Below are 20,232 nucleotides of genomic sequence, written 5' to 3'. Positions count from 1 at the left end.
TTTTTTTTCAAATCTTGAAATGAAATCTCTTGACTTCGATCGGGAGCTAAAGCGACAAAGGTTTATTAAAACCATCTTAATTTAGGTGGTTTTATGTGTTTTTTAGCATGGATATCCTACCTATGGAATTATTTCAAAAATGGTACCCAGGTTAAAATCGGTTACTTTCATTGAACCATACGCTCCTAAATATAGTCTGGTTTGGTCCAGGTTCGTTCCTAAGCTCATGTAAAGAGAGGATTGAGGCCCAAAATTATAATCGGTCTCAATAATCCCAAAATCGTTTAGCTTACCATCTGTTCTTGCTCTGGTATATGCTAAAACACCTCTAACCGGTTGGGATTCTTGTCGGGCAGCATCGGTAAATACAACGCTTCCCGATAAATCAGGAATGTCATTCCCTAGATATGGCTGAACACCTGTAAGAGCAGTGCCGCCGAACTTATCAGGGCGGATATCTTTGTGATAATAACTCGTTATAGGTTCGAGTCGTTTTACTGACGTTTCTATGGCCTCACTGTAGTAAGCAGTTATCTTCTCATCTGTAGCAGGGTTTGCAGAGCAGCCCCTTTTAATCATAGTAGGAAAAGCACCTTCCCAGCCACGCCAGCCAAAGTTAATAAATCCCTCCTCGTCTGAGAAAGAATCCATAAAAGAAGCGTGCTGAACAAGCTGAGTAACCGGTATGGGTTTATAATGAACGAACGAAAAAATGGATTCTGCCAAGTCCTGTCCGACATTACCCGTATATTTAATGTACTGATTATAAATTCTTTGAAATGAAATACCTGGGATATTACGAACTCCTTTGGCCATTACAGTAAGTGTTTCCTGAATAGGAAGAGGTAGCTCATTAAAACGTGTGACTACTGGCGGGTTATTAATAAAGGTATTTTTAACGACATCAATCTCAATTATTTTACCGGCGATTTCCATATCATTCTGACTTAAATTAAATGGATCAAAACCTGCACCGCCATCACCGGTCGTTAAAACAAGTTTGCCGGTTTCAGGTGAAAAGTTTAAACTGTTGACACCATTATGATTGAAAAAAGGTCTTCTTAGGTTAAGTAATGTCCGCCGTTTTTGAGGTTGACCATTTGATTGGAATATCCATTCTTCAACTGTATCGATATGATCATAATTAGTTTCTCTATTGACCCATTTCAGGTTTAACGTTTTAGGATCGCACGGGTCAGGTTTAAAATGTTTAGAAAGAGCACCTGGACCTTGTGTTCCTGCCATTGAATAATGTAGGTAAAAAAGCCCGTTATAATAAAAGTTTGGATGAAACGCCAGCCCCAGTAATCCCCGTTCATCATACCCACCTCGAGAAACACCGGGTTCAGAAGTACCCAGTTTTATGATTCGTGGGCGAATATCTAAAAAAGTCTTGATAACTCCATTTCCTATGTAAAAGATTTCTCCCACTTGGGTTGCAATAAATAATCTTTCAATGGAGTCACCCGGAAGTATAGTTGATTTTAAAACAGTTGGTAAATTAATGTTACTTACAATGGGCAGTAACCGAACCTTCACTGATCTCAACTAACTCTACACTCCTTCTAATGCTTTTTGTAAAACATATGACTAGAACCGTTCTATTAGTATCAATTTAGATCAGAAAAAGTGGCTAATATACTAGTACGGTTATTAGATTTTTAAGGATGGCTATTAAAATGGTACGGAATACACATTAAAGTTTATGAAAGATGACCATACTACAAGACACCAAAAGCGATTTTAACTTAGAGGAGTTGGGTAACTCAGAAGGAGGTGGAGAAGATGAGTACTTCATACAAAACAAAGTTATTTATGGATTCTGGAAAAGAGTACATCCTTAATAAGCATCCGGAAGATCTGGTAGAACAGTTTAAAAACCAGGATGGTGACCTGATCAATAGCTTTATTCAGTTTGAGGGGTTGATCATTAACCCATCACATGTCTCATCACTTGAATATATTGAAGAAGTTAAAGATGTAAGATATGACGGATAAAGATATTTCGGGAATCCGGATCCTATAATAAAAAAAAGAAAACCAGCCTGTTAAGTTGGTTTTCTTTGGGTTTAATTTACACAGGTGCGCCGTTTTGTTTTTTCCTCAACAGGGCTAGTATCGTAAGAACAACCAATATTAAGATACAAACAGTGGAGCCAATCCAATTATTTTTATTAAAGATGAAAAAGATAAAAATAACGGATAAGGCCATTACTCCCATTATGGTTGTGTATGGAAACCCTCTTACCTGAAAGAAGGGCTTGCTCGTATATTGACGGCGAAGTTTTAATTGGGAAAGGCAGATGACTATCCAAATTAAAAGAATCGTAAATCCTGGTATGGTCATCATATAGCCGATAATCTGTTCAGGCGTTAAATAAGCTAAAAATACCCCTATAAAAATAAAAATCGATGTAATGATGATCCCAATGATGGGTATCCCGGTTTTTGTTACTTTTAATAACTTTTTCGGTGCTTCACCATTTTGAGCCATGGAATAGAGTGTTCTCGATGTGGCATAAATGCCAGAGTTAGCTGCAGATAATACAGCTGTTAAAAGAACAAAATTCATAATGTGTCCAGCTCCTGGCAATCCGGTTATACTGAAAACCTGTACGAAAGGACTTTCTGCACCCGTTACTTTATTCCAAGGCATTAAGCCGCATATAATGAGAATAGGGAGAATGTAGAAAAGGATTACCCTTCCCACGGTACCTTTAATAACTACTGGCAAAACCTTCTGAGCATCTTTTGTTTCTGTAACCGCCACGCCAATCAGCTCTGCGCCTCCATAAGAGAACATGACGATTAAGAATGCGCTCAGCATACCTCCAATCCCATTTGGAAAGAAACCACCATGAGCTGTGTAATTAACCCAAGGATTGTCAATGGGGCTTGGAATGAAGCGAAACAAAATACAACTCCCCAAAATAATAAAAGCGGTTAAAGCGACGATTTTTATTCCCGCAAACCAAAATTCGATCTCTCCGTAGTACTTTACTTGAAATAAGTTGATTCCAATAATAAAAATGGCACAAATTAAACTTAACAGCCATAGCGGTACAGAGGAGAACCAAAATTGAAGAAAGCTTCCTGCGGCTAAAATCTCCACAATCGTGACGATCGCCCAGTTGATCCAATAAAGGTATCCTACAATAAACGATACTCGATGCCCGAAGGCTTTATGGACCAAATTCTGAACATTTAAGTTTGGAAAAGCAATAGCCATTTCAGCGAGTGCAGTCATGACAATAAATAATAACAACCCGCCTAACAAATAAGCTAAAGCAACGCTTGGTCCAGCCAGACTTAATGTATCTGAACTCCCTTTAAATATCCCGGTTCCTATCATGCCAGCCAAGGCAATAAATTGAACATGGCGGGGTAATAAACCCTTCTTTAATTCTTGGTGACTTTTTCCCATGCTGTCCCTGCCTCTCTTCCGATGTTATACATAAACGCTTTAAACACATAAAGCAATTATACATTCTTATAAGAGATTAGCCAATTGTAGATTTATCCATGTACAGTGAAGTTTTGCCTGGGAAATCTTATTTTCTTAAAGAAGTATATGAATTTAAGGTTTAGTGAGTAGACCTTGATAAAGATAAAAAGCCCCTCACTTAATTGGGGGACTTTTTAAAGGTTGGATGATTTGCAATGAGTGATTGCAATCCTTATGATTTATTGTATTTACGTATGTTCAAAGTGAATGATATAAATAAGCACAAACCAATTCGGGTACAGTTAGACAATTATTAAACAAAGCCGTTAAAGTAAAGCAAAAGGCTGTTTCTTATCCCCCAGGTGTAAAAGTGCTTCTTTTACCGTAGCCATTGTTTGGATATTATTTAAATTTGTTCCTGATTGCACAGCATATATTGCTGATTTTGGTCTTAATCCAGTTATGATTGTTCGTACACCAAGCAACGACAAAACATTTGTAATTTTAAATACATTTTCTGTTACTACATTATCTAATTTATAAATACCAGAAAAGTCAATTATCAAGGATTCAACATTTTGTTCTTGTACACGATTAGGTAAATTCTCTAAAATTTGAAACGCTCTTTCTTCATCAATAGATCCCAACAAAGGAAGTACAGCAATACCATTCAACAGAGGTACAAGTGTTGTTGATAATTCATTTATTTGTTTTCTCATTTCTAACTGCCTATTATCGGATTCTCTTCTTTTAGATATGTCCCTAACAAAAGTTTGAATGGCCTTTGTCTTCCCAATTAATACGGGGTGACAATATAATTCAACATCAACTGTGGTTCCATCCATTCTATAAATTGTTTCTTCAATAACTTCTGCCGGTTGATCGTATGCAGACTGTATCCTAGTTTCAATGGCGCCTTTAGATGTTTCCTTAAAAATATCCAATGGGCTAGCGCCAATAATTTCTTCTTTATTAGCTCTAAAAAATTTTTCACAAGCATGATTAACATAAATAATTTTAAGTTCTGAATGGATAATAAGTGGTTCTAGAGAATATTCAATGACTTGTTTGTAATCAATATCAGAAATATTTTCACACATTCTTATCACTCCCTATAAAACAGGGTAAACTAGATGTCGAAATTTATCAATTAAAGGGGAGTTTTGTTCATATCCTGTAGAATTATGAAAAATTCAATTACAATCTTTATTCCATCTTCAGTGCTGTAACAAATTACCTTATTTTTACATCTGCTAAATTCCTTATTTTTAATCGATTTACATCACCATGAAAGTCAAGAATCCTTAATTCCTTTTTATCAACGTCAACGAAATGAACCTTTCCTATTAATAAATGGAACTCTTCTTGATCAAAGTATGTAAAACACAATTCCAAGTGATGTTCCATGGCCTCGCAAATGGTTTCTTCCATCATCTCCAGCTGCTGTTCATCTAATTCCGGTTTCACTTTTTTCTCCTGTTCCCAGTCAAACTGCCGTAGTGCTTTCACCTGTTCAGGCAGCATCATAGCAGTCCATTTTATGGATCCTCGGTCTCGTAACATGTTTATACCTCCTTTGTTTTTATTTTCTTAAATATATGAGAATGTGTGTTCGTGTAGTACTGTAGAGGGCCATAACTTTTGTCAAATTTCAGTGCCGTTTTAGGTACCAATATTATTGACTCTTCTTGAACTAACGGTGCAGGTTAGTTCAAAAAGAAAGTAAAAAAATGGGTAACAGTACCAATTGGTCGTGGTAATATGAATGTAATCATTTAGAAGAGGTGAGTTTAGTTGAGTAAAGTTGAGCAGAGTACAAAGTTAGATTTAGAGCGAATTGTTTTTATTGGGAGAACCTTTGAAGAGTATTTTGATATGTTCTCGCTTTCAGAAGAAGAACTACAAGGTAAGAAAATACTCGATTGTCCAGGAGGGGCTTGTTCATTTACTGCTGTTGGTAGCAAATCAGGTTTAGACATAACAGCTTGCGATATTGCTTATTATCATTCCGGCGTAGACCTGAAAAATAAAGGTCTTCAGGATATTGAACACGCGATGGAGCATATGCAAAAAGCCCAAAACAATTATAAATGGGGTTATTTTAAAGATATAGAAGGTCTTAGAAACCATCGTTTAAGTGCCTTACAAGATTGTGCCAAAGATATAGAGGAATCTAGCGAAAGATACATTCCCGTTAAATTACCTTCTTTGCCGTTTAGGAATGAAGAATTTGATATTCTTCTCTCTGCACATTTTCTATTTATGTATGCGGATAGATTAGATTATCAATTTCACATAGAAACGCTAAATGAATTATTGCGGGTTACGAAAGAGGAAGTCCGTATTTTCCCTTTAGTTGATTTAGGGGGAAAAAGATATGAGAATTTAGATAAATTAATAAGCTATCTCGCGGATAATGGATGTACAGTCGAAGAAGTTAAAGTGCGATATGAATTTCAGGCAAATGCTAACTCAATGTTAAAAATTAGAAAAAGGTAACAAAGAAAGGGACAATGTTTCAAATATCTTGCCAACTCTACGGGAATTAGGTATTTTCGCTTTCGGCTTATGGTGTTCTCTCAAGAGGCTTATTGAGCGGTACATGGTCAAAAGATCGGGTTCTAGGTTTGGATGATAAACGAAGTAATGGTCCTCGGTTTGCCAACGAAAATATTGAAACTAATTTAGCCCTTGTAGAGGCATTGCGTGAAATTGCTGAAGAAAAGCAAGCAACCATTACGTAGATTGCTGTCGCGTGGGTTTTATCCAAGGGTGAGGATGTTATCCCATTGATTGATGCAAGAAAGCAATCACAACTTCATGTTTCACTCGGCGCAGTTGACCAGAATTTAAGTTCAGACGACCCTTTACGAATTGAAGGAGCCGTACCTTCAGAACTTGTCGCCGGCAAATATTACCCGGTACCACGAAAAAAATGGTTCTTTAACTAACGGGTGCTTATGTCGAAGAATAGGGGGGCTGCGGCATCCCCTTTTCTTTTGCAACTCAAGGGCAGGTTTGTCTAACAAGGATCCTGAATAAGTGGTACAGCATTAGTGTAATTTTATAAAATAAATCCGCTTGATGTATCCTTAGAATTATAAAAGAGACCCTTAAAGAGTCTCTTCTTAAATCAGGGCTTCCTCTGGAGCAGGATTGGCGTTACTATCAAAAAACCTTGTGGCATGACAGAACTCGCTTCATCCACCTGAGCTGATAGATGATTACTTTTAACAGTTATTTTTATTGGAAAACTAGACACTATTTGAAGATGACTCTAAAGGGGGGGTCATCTTTTTTATGTTCTATTAAGTGCTGACTTGATTAAAACTTATTGACAAAGCACAAGAATGAAAAGATAATTAATAATGATAATTATTATCAATTAATTGTTCGCGGGGGACTTTTATGAAACCAAGAAATCTCTCTATTATTATTGTTGTGTTATTTTTACTTCTTATTAATTTGCCTATTGAGGCAACAGGGCAAGAAAGCAACACCCACGCTAAAGTGTCTCAAACGATTCCATACATAGATGCCTCGATTAAATCGGTGAAACAGATGGATTTTAATCAAGCTGAGACATCTTTTAACTCGTTTAAAGAGATGTGGAACCGTACAGAAGGGGAAGTCCGAAAAGAAAACCTTATGGGCTACAGCAAGATCAAGACAAAAATGGCGGCTGTTTCGGTAGCTTTATTGAATGAGGATCAAAAAAAGTCGGAAGAATCATTACAAATGCTCAAAGTGCTGCTTAAGCAATTCAAGGAGGGTCAACTTTCTGGTTCAACAAGGAAAGCTGCTTCCAAAAACGTAAGCATCACTGTGTATTTACAAAAAATTAAAGAAGTGAAACAATCACTGCGAGCAGGGGATCAGTCACAAGCCAAGGCACAGGTTAATGAATTGAATTCTCTTTGGCTCAGCGTTGAAGGAAATGTAGTAGGACAATCCCAAAAAGTTTACAACAACTCTGAGCGACGGCTCGTTTTACTCGCTTCTTCCATTAACAATCCGGGTGATAATAAGAGGTCCAAAGAGATGCTGGATGATATGGAAAAAGATCTTACGCCACTTGCCCACACTTCATACGGCGTCTGGGATGCCGCGTTGATCCCTCTGCGCGAAGGTCTTGAAGCATTGCTTGTGGTTGGAGCACTGCTATCTTTTATTAAGCGAAGAAAAGATAAGAAGGGGAGCCTTTATATTTGGAGCGGTACGTTGGCAGGAGTTGCTGCTAGTTTGGGAATAGGCTTTCTTGTAAGCTATGTGCTTAGTTCATCTGCTTTTGGCCAAAACAATTTTCTCATCAATGGATGGTCGGGTGTCATTGCGAGTCTTATGCTGCTTTACGTTAGTTATTGGCTTCACAGGAATGCAAACGTGAACCGCTGGAACTCTTTCATGAAGACGGAGACAGAAAGGCTTGTTAGCGGAGGAAAACTCCTTTCCCTTGGGATATTGGCATTCCTGGCAGTTCTGAGGGAAGGAATTGAAACTGTAATTTTCTTAATCGGAATGGCTAATCAGATGTCACATACCTCTTTGATCCTGGGAATCCTTCTTGGTTTTGGAATCCTGGCAGTCATTGGGATATGCATACTGAAGTTTAGCGTTCATGTCCCGTTAAAGCCGTTCTTCATCGTATCCAGTCTCATCGTATTTTATCTTTGCCTGAAATTTATGGGATCCGGAATACACAGCCTGCAGCTTTCAGGATTAATACCAGCTACAACTGCCGAATACATTCCTACCATACAGTTGTTTAGCGTGTATCCATCCTTATACAGTACGATGCCGCAGATCGTTGTTGTGGGCATTGCATTGATTGTTATCATTACACAGCAAATAAAGAAAAGAAATAACCAGAATCGGCAACAGGAGGCCAGCTAATCATGAACTTATCTAAATCTATACTTTATACCGTGCTATCCGTATCTATACTCACTGTTCCTGTGGTTTCGGGCTGCAGCAACAAGGCAGCATCAAGCGGTGAACAAAAAAAGGAAACATCCTCCAAGGATAATGAGTTAAAGTCTCAAGTAAAAGAGATGGAGGCATCACTAGAAAATTTGCAAAATTCTCTTCAGGACAAGAATGAAAGCAAAGTCAAAGAATATGGAAAACGTTTGAATAAGCAATGGCTTACCTATGAAAACAATATTCGGGAAAAGTATCCGCTGCTGTACACGGATACTGAAAAATATTTACTCCCTTTATATGCTGAAGTAACAAAAGATAAATTGAACAGCAGTAAGGTTCAGCAGTTAAGCGTGGACCTGAGCCGTTCTTTTAAAAACCTTAGAAATGCAAAAGAAAGTACACAAAAAACAAATAAAGTATTAGATTCAGCAGTGAAAAAATATCAGAAATATGTGAATGAGCAAACAGGGGAATTGGTAAAATCAACAAAAAGTTTTACTGATGCCGTAAGGGCAAACAACACACCAAAAGCAAAAGAAGCGTATGCTGAAGCCCGTGTATATTATGAGCGAATTGAACCCATTGCCGAAAGCTTCGGTGATCTTGATCCCAAAATTGATGCCCGTGAAAACGATGTAGATGGTGAGTGGACCGGTTTCCATCGAATCGAGAAAGCCTTATGGAAAGACGGCAGCCTAAAGGGGATGACGAGGTACGCAAATCAGCTTGATCAGGATGTGGCCGAGCTACAGGAAAAGATTGAGAAAGTCAAATTGAATCCGACCCAGATTGTTGCGGGTTCGATGGAATTGCTAAATGAAGCCGCGATCTCAAAGGTAACGGGAGAAGAAGAGCGCTATTCACATATTGACCTTGTAGATCTCAATTCCAACGTAGAAGGTTCTCAAGCGGTATATCATGCAGTCCTACCTGTTCTTAATGAAAAAAATAAAGATCTTGCACAAGATTTAGATACTGAGTTTAATAAAATCACAGTCCTTTTGAATGAACATAAAAACAGCGGTGCTTATCTGAACTACGAAAAACTGAAAAAATCCCAGGTGCGTGAGTTAAGCCAGCAACTGAACACACTTTCGGAATCAATGGCACAGACCGCTGAAATTTTTCAATAGATTAGGAGAATCAAAGTGAAGGAACAAGAAGACCAAACGGTTGATGAGCAGAAAGAACCTAATCAATATTCAAGAAGAGAAATGTTGAAAATGTCACTTCTTACTGGTGCTGGGGTGGCTATTAGTATGAGCGGCATCGGTGCCCTTACTTCCATGACCAATGTTTTTGGTGAAACGGTTAAAAAGTCAGGCTCATCATCTGAGAAGGATATCATTTCATTTTACGGTAAACATCAGGCAGGTATTGTGACACCTCAGCAAACCTATACTTATCTGGCTGCCTTTGATTTTACAACGTCATCAAAAGGGGATGTTATCCGTTTATTGAAACAGTGGACGTTACTTGCGGAATCCATGAGCCAGGGCAAGGCAGATCATAAGTACAGTAATGACTGGCTTCCTCCTAAAGATACGGGGGAGGCTCTGGATCTCCCTCCGTCCCGTTTAACGCTGACCTTTGGTTTTGGGCCTTCTTTTTTCAGCAAAAAGGGAATTGATCGGTTTGGCGTAAAGCGTAAATCACCTAAACATCTCAAGGATATTCCTCTCATGCCCAGGGATAACTTGCAGGAACCATTCATAGGGGGAGACTTTTGTGTACAAGCCTGTGCAGAAGATCAGCAGGTTGCTTTTCACGCAATACGGAATTTTATTAAGTCAGCTGTTGGCAAGGCGGAAGTTCGGTGGATGCAGTCAGGATTTATCAGCGCAAAACACGGAAAAACTCCGCGAAATCTGTTCGGATTTAAAGATGGTACGGCAAATGCTGATCCAAAGGACAGTAAAGCACATGAGCAGATCATCTGGGCCGGCGATGAAGAGCCGGCATGGATGAATGGCGGTTCCTATATGGCTTTCCGGAAGATCAAAATGTTTCTTGAAGTCTGGGACCGGTCTTCACTTAAAGACCAGGAAGACACTTTCGGAAGAAAAAAAGAGAGCGGCGCTCCATACGGAAAGATAAACGAGCATGATAAGGTAAATCCAATTCAAATGCCTCCCGATTCTCACACCGCGATTGCCAAGAGAACCGGCCAGCAAATTTACCGAAGGGCCTATTCCTATACGGATGGAGTGGATCCCAAAACCGGGTATGTTGATGCCGGCCTCTTGTTTATAAGCTATCAAAAAAATCCGGCAGAACAATTTATCCCTATGCTTAAAAAGATGTCAAAGGCAGATAAATTAAATGAGTACACTCAGCATATAGGAAGTGCAATGTTTGCAATGCCAAGAGGGATTAAAAAGGGAGAATACATTGGACAACCTCTTTTTGACAGCTTTTAATTACTGTTATCACTAAAGGCAGGTTGGAAAATTGTTATATGGTTTTGTGACGAGCAGTACCCTGGACCCGAATGGAATTATTCAGGTTCAATCTCTAACAAATTACGGTGTGCAACTGGAAAACTTTTATGTTCAAAAGAGTGTAACAACCGTTACAGATCTTCAGGCGTTTTACTCGCTAATGCCCTTTGTAAAAAATGGAGATACAGTTGTTGTTCACAAATTCAGCAGTCTATGCAAAGATATTCAGCATTTTATCCGTCTTATTCAAAGTTTTCAAGTGAAGGGTATACACTTTGTTTCCTTAAGCGAATCGATTGATACCAGAGTAGATGATGGTCAGGTCGTTTTTCGGCTGTTTGAAGGACTCTCGCAAGTAACTCAAGATAGTGTTTCTGAAAAAATATCGTCTGGTGTCAGCTTGGCAAAGGTGAAAGGCGGAGGTAAACCGCGAGTGAATTCTGATATGCTTGAGCAGGCATTAAAAATGTATTTTGATGATCATCCCTATTCCATTCAGGAAATTGTGCGGGCAACTGGAGTTAGCAGAGCAACGCTTTACCGATATTTAAACAGAAAATAATACTTGATATGAAGCAAAAACAAAATGTGCATTCTCGTTTACAATCGGGACTGCACTTTTTTTCTGGATTAAATGGAGTTAGTATGGGGATCATTTTTATAATCAAATATGTTTGATGTTCAGATCAATTAGATTCTAATCACTCGTAATCACCCATGGTTTGAACCAAGAAATTTATCTGCAGTTCCATAGTAGATTTTTCATTATAAAAAGGGGAAACCAGTTATTGGTCTCCCTCTTATCTTGAAATGATCTATTACCCTCTCAATACTCTAAATGCTGACCTTACTTTTCGTGCAAAGTCTAATGGTGGTTCAATTGATTCAAAATGCATGTACATTGCTCGAGGTTCTTCAAACAACCAGTGATTATGAACTGCAGTCACAATTATGTCTCTTTTTCTAAGTTCAGTTAATAATGGATTTATCTCTTCTTGCAAAAGGACTGTTTCACCTAAATTTAGTGCTCTTCCTCTACTATCTACATCTTCAAAAGTGAAAAATTGAGGAGTAACTAACGGAGAACGTGTTGGACGCCCTAAGATTCTAAAACGAATTGAACGAAATTTTTGTACTAAACAAACACCATTTTCAGTTATACTACCTTGTCCACCAAGAATTCTTGCAAATTCCTGACATAATCGGTTTCGGCTTATTCTTTGGCTCATTTAGTAACCCCCTTTCAAGAGACTATTTCAGCTAAAAAAAGCTGATTAATCTCTTACTAGTAAATATATGCAGCATTTGTTGCTTTGAAAGGGGCAAGTGCCACGGAACGTTATTATTTCTATTAAAAAGGAGTATAAAAAGAGGGGCTGATGCCCTCTCTTAATTAATCTAGTGTTCAAATTTATAGTAGCAGAGGTTAAAGTCACTAAAATAAGAGACATGGACATATTTGATATGTAAAATATGTTTATATGGTTCTGCCTTTTGTGGTTTTATAAGAAAGTTGCACTATTTAAAACAAAGTTTTTGAAAAAAAGTTTAATCAAAAATTTCGTATATTGAAAGGTAACCAATCGCGCCATCTAATGGATGGCTGATTTCAAACGAAATTGGAATATTATGGTATAATTATTTAGAAGTTGAAATTTCTTGCCTAAGCAAGCAGAACAAAATAAATGGATTTTTTGTGGTGATGTAAAAGGAGGTACACAAATGAAAAATATTTTTAATCCATTGCATTCAGAGGAAATTTTAAACCGTATTGACAAATTAAGCCGAAATTTAAAACCCCAATGGGGTAAAATGGATGTTGCCCAAATGCTAGCACATTGCTCATCCTTTCAAGACATTGCAATGGGACATTCCTTTCCAGCGAGAGGTTGGTTAGGAATATTTATAGGAAATTTTGTGAAACCAATTTTTTATAACGACAAGCCTTTAGCCCGAAATATGTCCACAATTCCGACCATTATGATTGTAGAAGAAAAAGAATTTGAAACAGAGAAGGAAAAATTGAAGCAAAAAATTATAACTTTCCAATATAATGGTCCAAAGAAATGTACGACTCATCCACATCCTTTTTTCGGTAAACTTAATTCCGAGCAATGGGGGAAAGGAATTTACAAGCACCTTGACCATCATTTAAAACAGTTTGGAGTTTAGTTAGTTTGAAAGGATAGACAAGATAAGCACCGGCAGCAGATTATTGCTTAAAATCTGCTTTTGGGGAATATTTGTTTTTAATCCAATGCTAAAAACGACAGAGTGGCTATAAATACAGTTACTCCCCACAAGAATAATCCTCCGTACGTTACCACATACACCCAAATGGCTAATCCCTCGGTGTATCCTTTGGGAAGGATTCCCCAAAATTGAAGAGCTGTCAAGAAGCTAATTAGAACGGTTAATATCCCGACTGACCATCCTGATATGATTAATAACCATTTTGGTAGCTTCCCCCCCCAGGAAAGTCACGAGAGCTAAAGCAAATAAAGATGCCAGTATCGCTAAAATAGCTGTGAAGTCTATCCCTATGGTATATCCTTTAATGTATCACCAAACCCTGCTTCACCTTGTACAGTTCGTTGTGTTGTAAGTCCTACCGTTGATCCCCATGCCCATAGCCATTTTAAAATTGCATACAGCAATAGTGCAAGCGCTGCAAAATAGCCCCATCCTTTAGTGAAATAAGTTTTATCAGCTGTTTTTGGCCTCATACGTTTTTCATATTTTATGCTTAAAAGAAAATTCTCCTTTCTCATGTAAAACTACATAATAATACAAGCTTTTAATTCTGTCCTTTTTATTCTTATTTAATAATAGAGCCATTTTATTCTTTATATCCTTTAAGTGAATTATATAGCTGGAGCTTTCTGGAATAAATCACATTTTCAAGATTGTTTATATAAATTCCTTCCTTATTCGAGAATATGGCCCGTTAAATGAATAAACGGTTTGGCATGTATTCACCTCCTTCAAAACTCAGAGTTCTTAACCAGGATTACCCTTTTAATAACTGAGAGATAAAGGGAAATATATAGCTTCAGCTGTGTCTCATATGCCATGAAATCTACCTCTTATGCTTTTTCCCATTTCGTATAGAAACATTTCATTCAGACAGAAAACTAAATATTCAGCGCTCCCGAGGGACATAATAAAACCAGCTGTTTTTGAAAGGAAGGAGCTTATCAAGTTGTTTCGACGAAAAAGGATTAAAAAGGTAGACAATCAAAATTCTCCACAGCAGCAAATAGCGAAGCAACAAGTTCTTTCTTCCGTTTTGAATGACAATCTGCAGGTTCTTCGCTCCATGTATCAGGATTGCTTTGATGTGGTGTTTCGAACATTTTTGATGGGTGGAGAAACAAAGGCCGTTCTTGTTTATATAGAGGGCTTGTCCAATATTAGGGAACTCGATGATCATGTACTTGCTCCGCTAATGGAAGAAACAGGAGGAAAAGTTCGTAGTCCGCAGAGTATTTTAAGGGAAAAAATGCACATTTCAAAACTGAAAGAAGTCAAGACGTTGACAGATTGTATTGAGAATATTTCAATCGGGAATCCTGTGCTTTTATTAGACCAAGAAGTTTCAGGACTTGCCCTTGGGATCGCACAGTGGGAAAAAAGATCGATTGAAGAACCGACAGCAGAGAGCCTAGTACGTGGACCCAGGGAAGGGTTTGTAGAAACATTGGGAGTCAATACCTCAATGCTCCGGCGAAAGATCAAAAGTCCTGACCTGAAAATGAAATCAATGAAAATTGGGCGCTATACCAGTACAAATATCGTCATTGCATACATAGAAGGACTAGCGGATCAAACACTCATTAAGGAAGTTGAAAAACGATTGCAGCGTATCGATATAGACAGTGTGTTGGAAAGTGGATATATCGAGGAATTGATCGAAGACAATCCTCGTTCACCGTTTCCACAACTTATAAATACGGAAAGACCTGATACAGTTGCATCTAATCTGCTAGAGGGACGAGTAGCAATTTTGGTAGATGGAACTCCTTTTGTATTAATTGCACCCATTGGCTTTTTTTCACTACTCCAGTCGCCAGAGGACTATTACCAACGTTCTCTCGTTAGCTCAACCATCCGCTTAATGCGTATGTTGTTTATGTGGATATCTCTTGTTTTGCCTGCGCTCTATGTTGGCGTTACTACCTACCACCAGGAGATGGTGCCGACCTCCTTGCTGATTAGTCTAGCAGCTGCAAGAGAATCCGTTCCTTTCCCCGCGTTTGTCGAAGCATTATTGATGGAGATTACTTTTGAAGCATTGCGTGAAGCGGGAGTCCGACTTCCCAAACAAATTGGGGCCGCTGTTAGTATTGTAGGCGCGCTGGTCATCGGTCAGGCTGCTGTCTCAGCCGGTCTGGTTTCCGCCCCGATGGTCATTGTTGTTGCGATTACGGGTATTGCATCGTTTATGATGCCTCACTATACACAAGGGCTAGCGCTCCGGCTACTGCGCTTTCCTTTAATTCTTCTTGCCGCTACGCTTGGTTTGCTTGGTATTATGTTTGGGGTTATGACCATCATCGTCCACTTATGTACCTTACGTTCATTTGGTCTTCCATACTTAACACCAATCGCCCCATTGCAAGGTCGTGAATTGAAAGATACCTTCTTTCGTGCCCCATGGTGGATGATGAACTCTCGTCCGCATCTAACGGGCAAATACAATGCCCACCGACAGGTCCTAGGGGAAAAACCGAATCCGGAGAAAGAACCATAAAGTAAGAGCGTTAAGGAAGGATGAAAAAGGATGGAACTCTTTTTATCACAAAATTTCAAAATAACGTTCATCATTCTTCTCTTTCTTTCATCTAGTTTCCTTCTTGCTGGCTGCTGGGACAGAAAAGAAGTCAATGATATGGCATTTGTATTGGGGGCCGCGATCGATAAAAGAGGCGACAAAAATATTGAGCTTACCATCCAAGTCTTACAGCCTCGCAATGTAAGCGGCAGTCAGCAGGGACAAGGCAGCGGGGTACCTATCATTTCGGTGAGATCATCGATAGGAGAGAATATGGCAGATGCTGCTTCAAAGCTCCAGACAAAAATTTCACGACAAATTTTCTGGGGACATTGTAAAGTATTCATAATTGGTAAGAAGCTTGGTAAAAAGGGTGGACTCAATCAGGAAATTGACTTTTTACTTCGACACCCAGAGCCGAGGGAAAATGCTCATTTGTTTGTCAGTGATGGGAAAGCGGCTGATGTAATGGAATTAATGCCGCCACTGGATCGTTACGAGGGAGAAGCACTCAGAAGGTTATCTCAGATGAGGACTGGTGCAACGGTAACTGTTAACGATTTTGTAGAGATGTTAACAGGTGATTCAGGTGGGGCAATTCTGCCCTTGCTAAAGATTTTACCCCTAAAGCATGGGGAAGGAAAAGCAGAAACTGCGGCTTATATCGCAGGTACTGCGATTTTTAGGAGAGATAAAATGATCGGTCAAATTGATCCAAAGGTAACACGAGGGGTGCTGTGGTTAAGAGATGAGATAAAAGTGTTGTCAATTACAGCACATCCGAAGAATAAGGGATCCATTTCATTGGATCCTATTCGGCAACAGACGAGATTGATTCCTAAAATCAAGAATGGAAAGTGGGAAATTATGGCCAAAATAACTTCAGAAAATACAATTGTACAAAACGGAACCAATCTAAATCCGATGAGTACCAGCGTTGTAAAACGGATTGAATATGAAGCAAAAAAAGACCTCAAACAACGTATTCAGCAGTCTTTAAATGAAGTTCAGAAAGGAATGAAAGTCGACGTGTTTGGTTTTGCTGAGGCGTTTCATCGTAAATACCCAAAAGAATGGGAAAAAAACCAAGATCACTGGGAAAAGGTCCTTCCGCAACTTCACGTGGATATGGATATTACTATGCGGGTACGCCGACCGGGTTTGTCCACCACACCGGCAGGGTTAAGGGAAGAAGAGATCAAAAAGAAATGAAATGGGTGTCAATAATAGGGATAACAATAGTGGTGGTCCTACTTATTTTATATGAATGGCCAAAAATGGGACAACATCAGAAAAAGGAGAAGACGGCTTTTGTGACCATTACAGCCATGGGATGGCTTCTCGCCATTCTTCTTCTTTTCTTTCCAGACTTACAAGGTCCTACCCAGATGATTGAGCAGCTTTTTAAACCACTTGGTAAGATGCTTGAGAAAAATTAGGATGGAAGAAGGGCTGCCTGTCCGTTGCTAACGGTGGTGAGGTTAGCATCTATAGGAAATTTCATCGATTGTCATACCGTTTATTTTATTGGTTATCGAAACCAATCGTAAGAGGTATCAAACTTAGTAAGTCTTCTTTTATGATTTTGAGGAAATACTAAAAGAAAAAATGTAACGGGGTAGAATAATGATTGAAAAAGGTAAAATTTCCTCATTTCAAATGGCACTTATTATGTATCCAACGATAGAAGCAACTGCTCTCCTCACCGTTCCTGGCATTACGGGTACATATGCAGAGCGTGATATGTGGATTTCTCCTATTTTAGGATCCATTAATGGCTTTTTTACAGTGTTTATTCTGTATCAGTTACATAAATTGTATCCAAAGGAAACCATCATTCAATACAGCGAACATATAGTTGGCCGGGTTTTAGGAAAGATACTTGGGTTTATTTATCTGTTCTTTTTACTCCATATAGGCAGCATTATACTAAGAGAGTATTCAACGTTTGTTAGTGTTTCCTTCTTGCAAACAACACCGCCATCTGTAATCATTGGAGGAATGGTTTTGGTCTGTGCTTTTGCTGTACGCGGCGGAATTGAAGTGCTGGGAAGAACCGCCAACTTGTTTGTTCCAATTTTATTCCTTCTGCCGATAATCGCAGCTATACTCCTTTTGAAGGATTTTGACCCAAAGCATATGTTACCCATTATGGAGCATGGTATGATGCCCTCGGTTATGGGTGCGGCAGCGCCACAGGCATGGTTTGGGGAAACTTTTCTTATCACTATGATTCTTCCTTTTTTATCCGATCGCGATAAAGGAATGAAGTGGAGTTTGATTTTGGTCGTTACCATTATGGTTAACTTTGTTATCACCAATTTGTTAGCAGTCTTCTTATTTGGAGGAACTGCAAGCGGCTATACCTTTCCGTTGTTTACCGCTATCCGGTACATCACTATTTCAACCTTCTTTGAGCACCTTGAATCAGTAACAATTGCTATATGGATTACTGGAATATTTATCAAAATATCTATGTTCTATTATGCACTTGTTATAGGAACGTCCCAATGGTTAAAGCTTTCGGATTATAGACCAATCGTATTTCCATTTGGTTTTCTTTTGACTGTGCTTGGCTGTCAGTGGGTTGCTCCAAACTTCGAAGAACTCAATCATTTTCTCGTAACCATTTACCCTTTTTATGGGTCATTGTTAATGACTTTGATTCCTGCATTGTTTCTCTTAATAGCAGTGATTAGAAAGAAAAAGCGTAAAAAGAATTTCGTCAAAAACATGTAATACAGCTTATTGTATCTTTTGGTTCCTTGCTTACAATTGTATAAAAGAGGTAACAATGATGAGACGGATTATCCTTCCTCACTGAAAAAATCTTACTAGCTGTTCCTCATTCACATTAATTCGTTTATCGGAGAACATAGACTGAGGTTTATCCCCTTCGTTCTTTGCATGAAACATATGTCTCCCAAACATTAGTGAAACGGCTTGGTAACCGTGGCACAACAGTGAATGCCATTATGCCGGGAGCTATCCGTTTTTAAACGTTTAGACAGGTTGAGGATATTGCAGATATGGTCGCATTCTTCACTTCTCCTTATAGCCGCTGGATAGCTGGAAAGTTTGTGGATGCTTCTGGGCGCGGGGCTTTGTAATAAAAAAGGCTGAATAGTCGGATGTGTAATGATGGTTGCGATTATTTGAAGAGGCTGCGAAATTTTACTTCACAAGAGGAAACTGAGTTAAGCTTTGAAGATTTGGTCCTTTTTCTTACAAAAGTATCCTCAAATTCCGTTTGATTCCTGTATTTCAAATATTTTTGGCCTGTTGAATCAAACGTTAAAAGATAACCGCCAAATCTATGGAGCGATTGTTATTCTTGATTGTCTGCTGTTTTTGATTCTGGGTTAGATCTGTCAATTGACTCCGTATATTTTTCATTTTTACCAGGTTGATTTTCATCCGTTCGTGTATTCCATATACTATATTTGAGTGTATTTGGAACATCTTTGTTTTTTTCCATTATGTACACACCTCCGTTTAATATGGTTTCAAAAAAAAATAAAACTATACTTCAATAAAGTTGTTTTATTTGTTTTGTTCATACTCTAATCATTACAGGAAAAGGGAGCATAATTTGAGTCAAAACCATTTTATTTCTTACATACCGCACTAATTGTTGGTTACATTAACAACAAGCGGAGGTGAAGAAAATGGCAGACAAAAAAGATAAAATTCAGGAAAACCTACGAACACAGCTTGGTGGCATGGGCCTATATGGCACAACAAGCAACGAGGAAGTAGCAGGATACCGGGCATCAGGAGATATAGAAAATGCCGGTCAGCTCGATAAAGGGTTTCAAAAAGAACCGGGTAATGAGGGTGAAACTGCGTCTTTCTCTACTAAACAGCAAAGGGAAAATGAGTTATAAGGTAACTCGCTTTCTAATTGCTATTCGGTGCGTTTCCCTGTTTCCATTAGGGTATATATAAATGTCCTGGCAGCAGTTAAATGTTCCAGGCTTTCTTTTTTTATTTATACTCTAAAAAGTTCTTAGATGAAATTATAAGCCAGCTGTTGATTTAAACATTGCAGCTGAAGTAGTTTACATTGTACGCTTTGTTCGCTTGAACGTTTGCAAATACTTTGCACCTGAAATGCTTATTAGGCATAAAAAGTCGTGAGGCGTAAACCTCACGATTTTTTTATGCTCCGCTTTCCTTTGGATCACTCTTTGATTTACTACCCTTTTTAGAACGGTATTCTTTTCCTTTGTTATCGTCCCCACTCACAAGCTCACTGCTAAATTCTTGATTGTTTTGTGCTTGGGGTGAACCTTGATTTTGGCTTCCTTTGCTGCCATTGCGACTTGTCATTACTTTCTCTCCTTTATTCAAAAACTTCCTTCTTAGTATTGCTTATACGTTGCCTTTTACTCATTGTAGAAAATGATATTGCTTATTATTGGAGCCAAGATGGCTGATCTGGAATGGCTTAAAATATAAACATATAGACGGAAATAATATTTTTTCCGGGAAAGAAGTTCCTGGAAATCTAGAGGGGGTTAGTACCTCTACCGAAACCGATTTCCCGTGCGATATCACCCATTTCCATGTGTTGTTTGCATCTTATAATGGGTGCAGCTGGTTAACAATGATAAAAGGAGTGAGAAATGCTATGGGATGTTTTTTAA

Annotated in this window: 21 protein-coding genes and 1 pseudogene; 14 read left to right on the top strand and 8 right to left on the bottom strand. The window is 38.6% G+C overall.

Annotation, left to right across the window (positions count from 1 at the left end; all coding sequences use genetic code 11):
* Positions 1–120: 120 nt before the first annotated feature.
* Positions 121–1,548, bottom strand: a complete 1,428-nt coding sequence (locus BLT53_RS10105; RefSeq protein ID WP_090234534.1) for a PQQ-dependent sugar dehydrogenase — start codon at positions 1,546–1,548, stop codon at positions 121–123.
* 237 nt (positions 1,549–1,785) lie between these two features.
* Here BLT53_RS10105 and BLT53_RS10100 point away from each other — a divergent pair, with 237 nt between their 5' ends.
* A complete protein-coding gene (locus BLT53_RS10100; RefSeq protein ID WP_090234532.1) occupies positions 1,786–1,998 on the top strand; it encodes a hypothetical protein in 213 nt (70 codons plus the stop codon).
* 76 nt (positions 1,999–2,074) lie between these two features.
* On the opposite strand, the gene BLT53_RS10095 is transcribed toward BLT53_RS10100, so the two are convergent.
* The 3 genes from BLT53_RS10095 to BLT53_RS10085 all read right to left on the bottom strand — a co-directional run bounded on the left by BLT53_RS10095 (position 2,075) and on the right by BLT53_RS10085 (position 5,008).
* Positions 2,075–3,424 (bottom strand): amino acid permease, encoded by a 1,350-nt coding sequence (locus BLT53_RS10095; RefSeq protein WP_090234531.1) that lies wholly within the window; start codon positions 3,422–3,424, stop codon positions 2,075–2,077.
* A 347-nt stretch (positions 3,425–3,771) separates the two neighbouring features.
* Positions 3,772–4,545, bottom strand: coding sequence for a PAS domain S-box protein (locus BLT53_RS10090; RefSeq protein ID WP_090234529.1), 774 nt, complete (start codon positions 4,543–4,545; stop codon positions 3,772–3,774).
* A 133-nt stretch (positions 4,546–4,678) separates the two neighbouring features.
* A complete protein-coding gene (locus tag BLT53_RS10085; protein ID WP_090234527.1) occupies positions 4,679–5,008 on the bottom strand; it encodes a YolD-like family protein in 330 nt (109 codons plus the stop codon).
* 231 nt (positions 5,009–5,239) lie between these two features.
* Between BLT53_RS10085 and BLT53_RS10080 the strand changes: the two genes are divergently transcribed.
* From BLT53_RS10080 to BLT53_RS10060, 7 genes are all read left to right on the top strand, one after another.
* The gene (locus BLT53_RS10080) at positions 5,240–5,944 is read left to right on the top strand and encodes an SAM-dependent methyltransferase (RefSeq protein WP_090234525.1); all 705 of its coding nucleotides are present in this window, start codon (positions 5,240–5,242) and stop codon (positions 5,942–5,944) included.
* 92 nt (positions 5,945–6,036) lie between these two features.
* Positions 6,037–6,189, top strand: coding sequence for a hypothetical protein (locus tag BLT53_RS25010; protein WP_170834299.1), 153 nt, complete (start codon positions 6,037–6,039; stop codon positions 6,187–6,189).
* Between the two features lie 45 nt (positions 6,190–6,234).
* Positions 6,235–6,396: a hypothetical protein gene (locus BLT53_RS25005; protein WP_170834298.1), complete on the top strand. Its 162-nt coding sequence runs from the start codon at positions 6,235–6,237 to the stop codon at positions 6,394–6,396.
* Positions 6,397–6,853: 457 nt separating this feature from the next.
* The gene (locus BLT53_RS10075) at positions 6,854–8,338 is read left to right on the top strand and encodes an FTR1 family iron permease (protein ID WP_090234523.1); all 1,485 of its coding nucleotides are present in this window, start codon (positions 6,854–6,856) and stop codon (positions 8,336–8,338) included.
* A gap of 2 nt (positions 8,339–8,340) precedes the next feature.
* Positions 8,341–9,501, top strand: coding sequence for an iron uptake system protein EfeO (gene efeO, locus BLT53_RS10070; RefSeq protein ID WP_090234521.1), 1,161 nt, complete (start codon positions 8,341–8,343; stop codon positions 9,499–9,501).
* Between the two features lie 15 nt (positions 9,502–9,516).
* Positions 9,517–10,788: an iron uptake transporter deferrochelatase/peroxidase subunit gene (efeB, locus tag BLT53_RS10065; protein ID WP_280138801.1), complete on the top strand. Its 1,272-nt coding sequence runs from the start codon at positions 9,517–9,519 to the stop codon at positions 10,786–10,788.
* 31 nt (positions 10,789–10,819) lie between these two features.
* Entirely contained in the window at positions 10,820–11,371 is a 552-nt protein-coding gene (locus tag BLT53_RS10060; protein ID WP_090234520.1) for a recombinase family protein, read from the top strand.
* A gap of 256 nt (positions 11,372–11,627) precedes the next feature.
* Here the strand turns inward: BLT53_RS10060 and BLT53_RS10055 are convergent, their stop codons facing one another.
* A complete protein-coding gene (locus BLT53_RS10055) occupies positions 11,628–12,038 on the bottom strand; it encodes a DUF1259 domain-containing protein (protein ID WP_090234519.1) in 411 nt (136 codons plus the stop codon).
* A gap of 493 nt (positions 12,039–12,531) precedes the next feature.
* Here BLT53_RS10055 and BLT53_RS10050 point away from each other — a divergent pair, with 493 nt between their 5' ends.
* On the top strand, positions 12,532–12,981 hold the full coding sequence (locus BLT53_RS10050) for a DUF1569 domain-containing protein (protein WP_090234517.1): 450 nt from the start codon (positions 12,532–12,534) through the stop codon (positions 12,979–12,981).
* A gap of 40 nt (positions 12,982–13,021) precedes the next feature.
* Here BLT53_RS10050 and BLT53_RS25710 read toward each other — a convergent pair.
* Positions 13,022–13,535: pseudogene (locus BLT53_RS25710) on the bottom strand (hypothetical protein).
* Positions 13,536–14,011: 476 nt separating this feature from the next.
* Between BLT53_RS25710 and BLT53_RS10040 the strand changes: the two are divergent.
* The 4 genes from BLT53_RS10040 (at position 14,012) to BLT53_RS10025 (ending at position 18,322) form a co-directional block, all read left to right on the top strand.
* Positions 14,012–15,562, top strand: a complete 1,551-nt coding sequence (locus tag BLT53_RS10040; protein ID WP_244520393.1) for a spore germination protein — start codon at positions 14,012–14,014, stop codon at positions 15,560–15,562.
* A 30-nt stretch (positions 15,563–15,592) separates the two neighbouring features.
* A complete protein-coding gene (locus BLT53_RS10035) occupies positions 15,593–16,795 on the top strand; it encodes a Ger(x)C family spore germination protein (protein WP_090234514.1) in 1,203 nt (400 codons plus the stop codon).
* 65 nt (positions 16,796–16,860) lie between these two features.
* Entirely contained in the window at positions 16,861–17,022 is a 162-nt protein-coding gene (locus BLT53_RS10030) for a hypothetical protein (RefSeq protein ID WP_342027850.1), read from the top strand.
* 187 nt (positions 17,023–17,209) lie between these two features.
* The gene (locus tag BLT53_RS10025) at positions 17,210–18,322 is read left to right on the top strand and encodes a GerAB/ArcD/ProY family transporter (RefSeq protein ID WP_090234511.1); all 1,113 of its coding nucleotides are present in this window, start codon (positions 17,210–17,212) and stop codon (positions 18,320–18,322) included.
* A gap of 589 nt (positions 18,323–18,911) precedes the next feature.
* Here BLT53_RS10025 and BLT53_RS25000 read toward each other — a convergent pair.
* Positions 18,912–19,061 carry a hypothetical protein gene (locus tag BLT53_RS25000; RefSeq protein WP_170834297.1) on the bottom strand — a complete coding sequence of 50 codons (150 nt, stop codon included), beginning with the start codon at positions 19,059–19,061 and terminating at the stop codon, positions 18,912–18,914.
* A gap of 190 nt (positions 19,062–19,251) precedes the next feature.
* Between BLT53_RS25000 and BLT53_RS10020 the strand changes: the two genes are divergently transcribed.
* Positions 19,252–19,470, top strand: a complete 219-nt coding sequence (locus BLT53_RS10020; RefSeq protein WP_090234509.1) for a hypothetical protein — start codon at positions 19,252–19,254, stop codon at positions 19,468–19,470.
* A gap of 274 nt (positions 19,471–19,744) precedes the next feature.
* Here the strand turns inward: BLT53_RS10020 and BLT53_RS10015 are convergent, their stop codons facing one another.
* Entirely contained in the window at positions 19,745–19,915 is a 171-nt protein-coding gene (locus BLT53_RS10015) for an imidazoleglycerol-phosphate dehydratase (RefSeq protein WP_090234507.1), read from the bottom strand.
* Between the last annotated feature and the right edge of the window lie 317 nt (positions 19,916–20,232).

The organism is Fictibacillus solisalsi (genome assembly GCF_900103485.1).
Classification (GTDB): Bacteria; Bacillota; Bacilli; order Bacillales; family Fictibacillaceae; genus Fictibacillus_C; species Fictibacillus_C solisalsi.
Note: the sequence above shows the minus strand (reverse complement) of the source record. Positions and strands in the feature narration are given on the sequence as shown.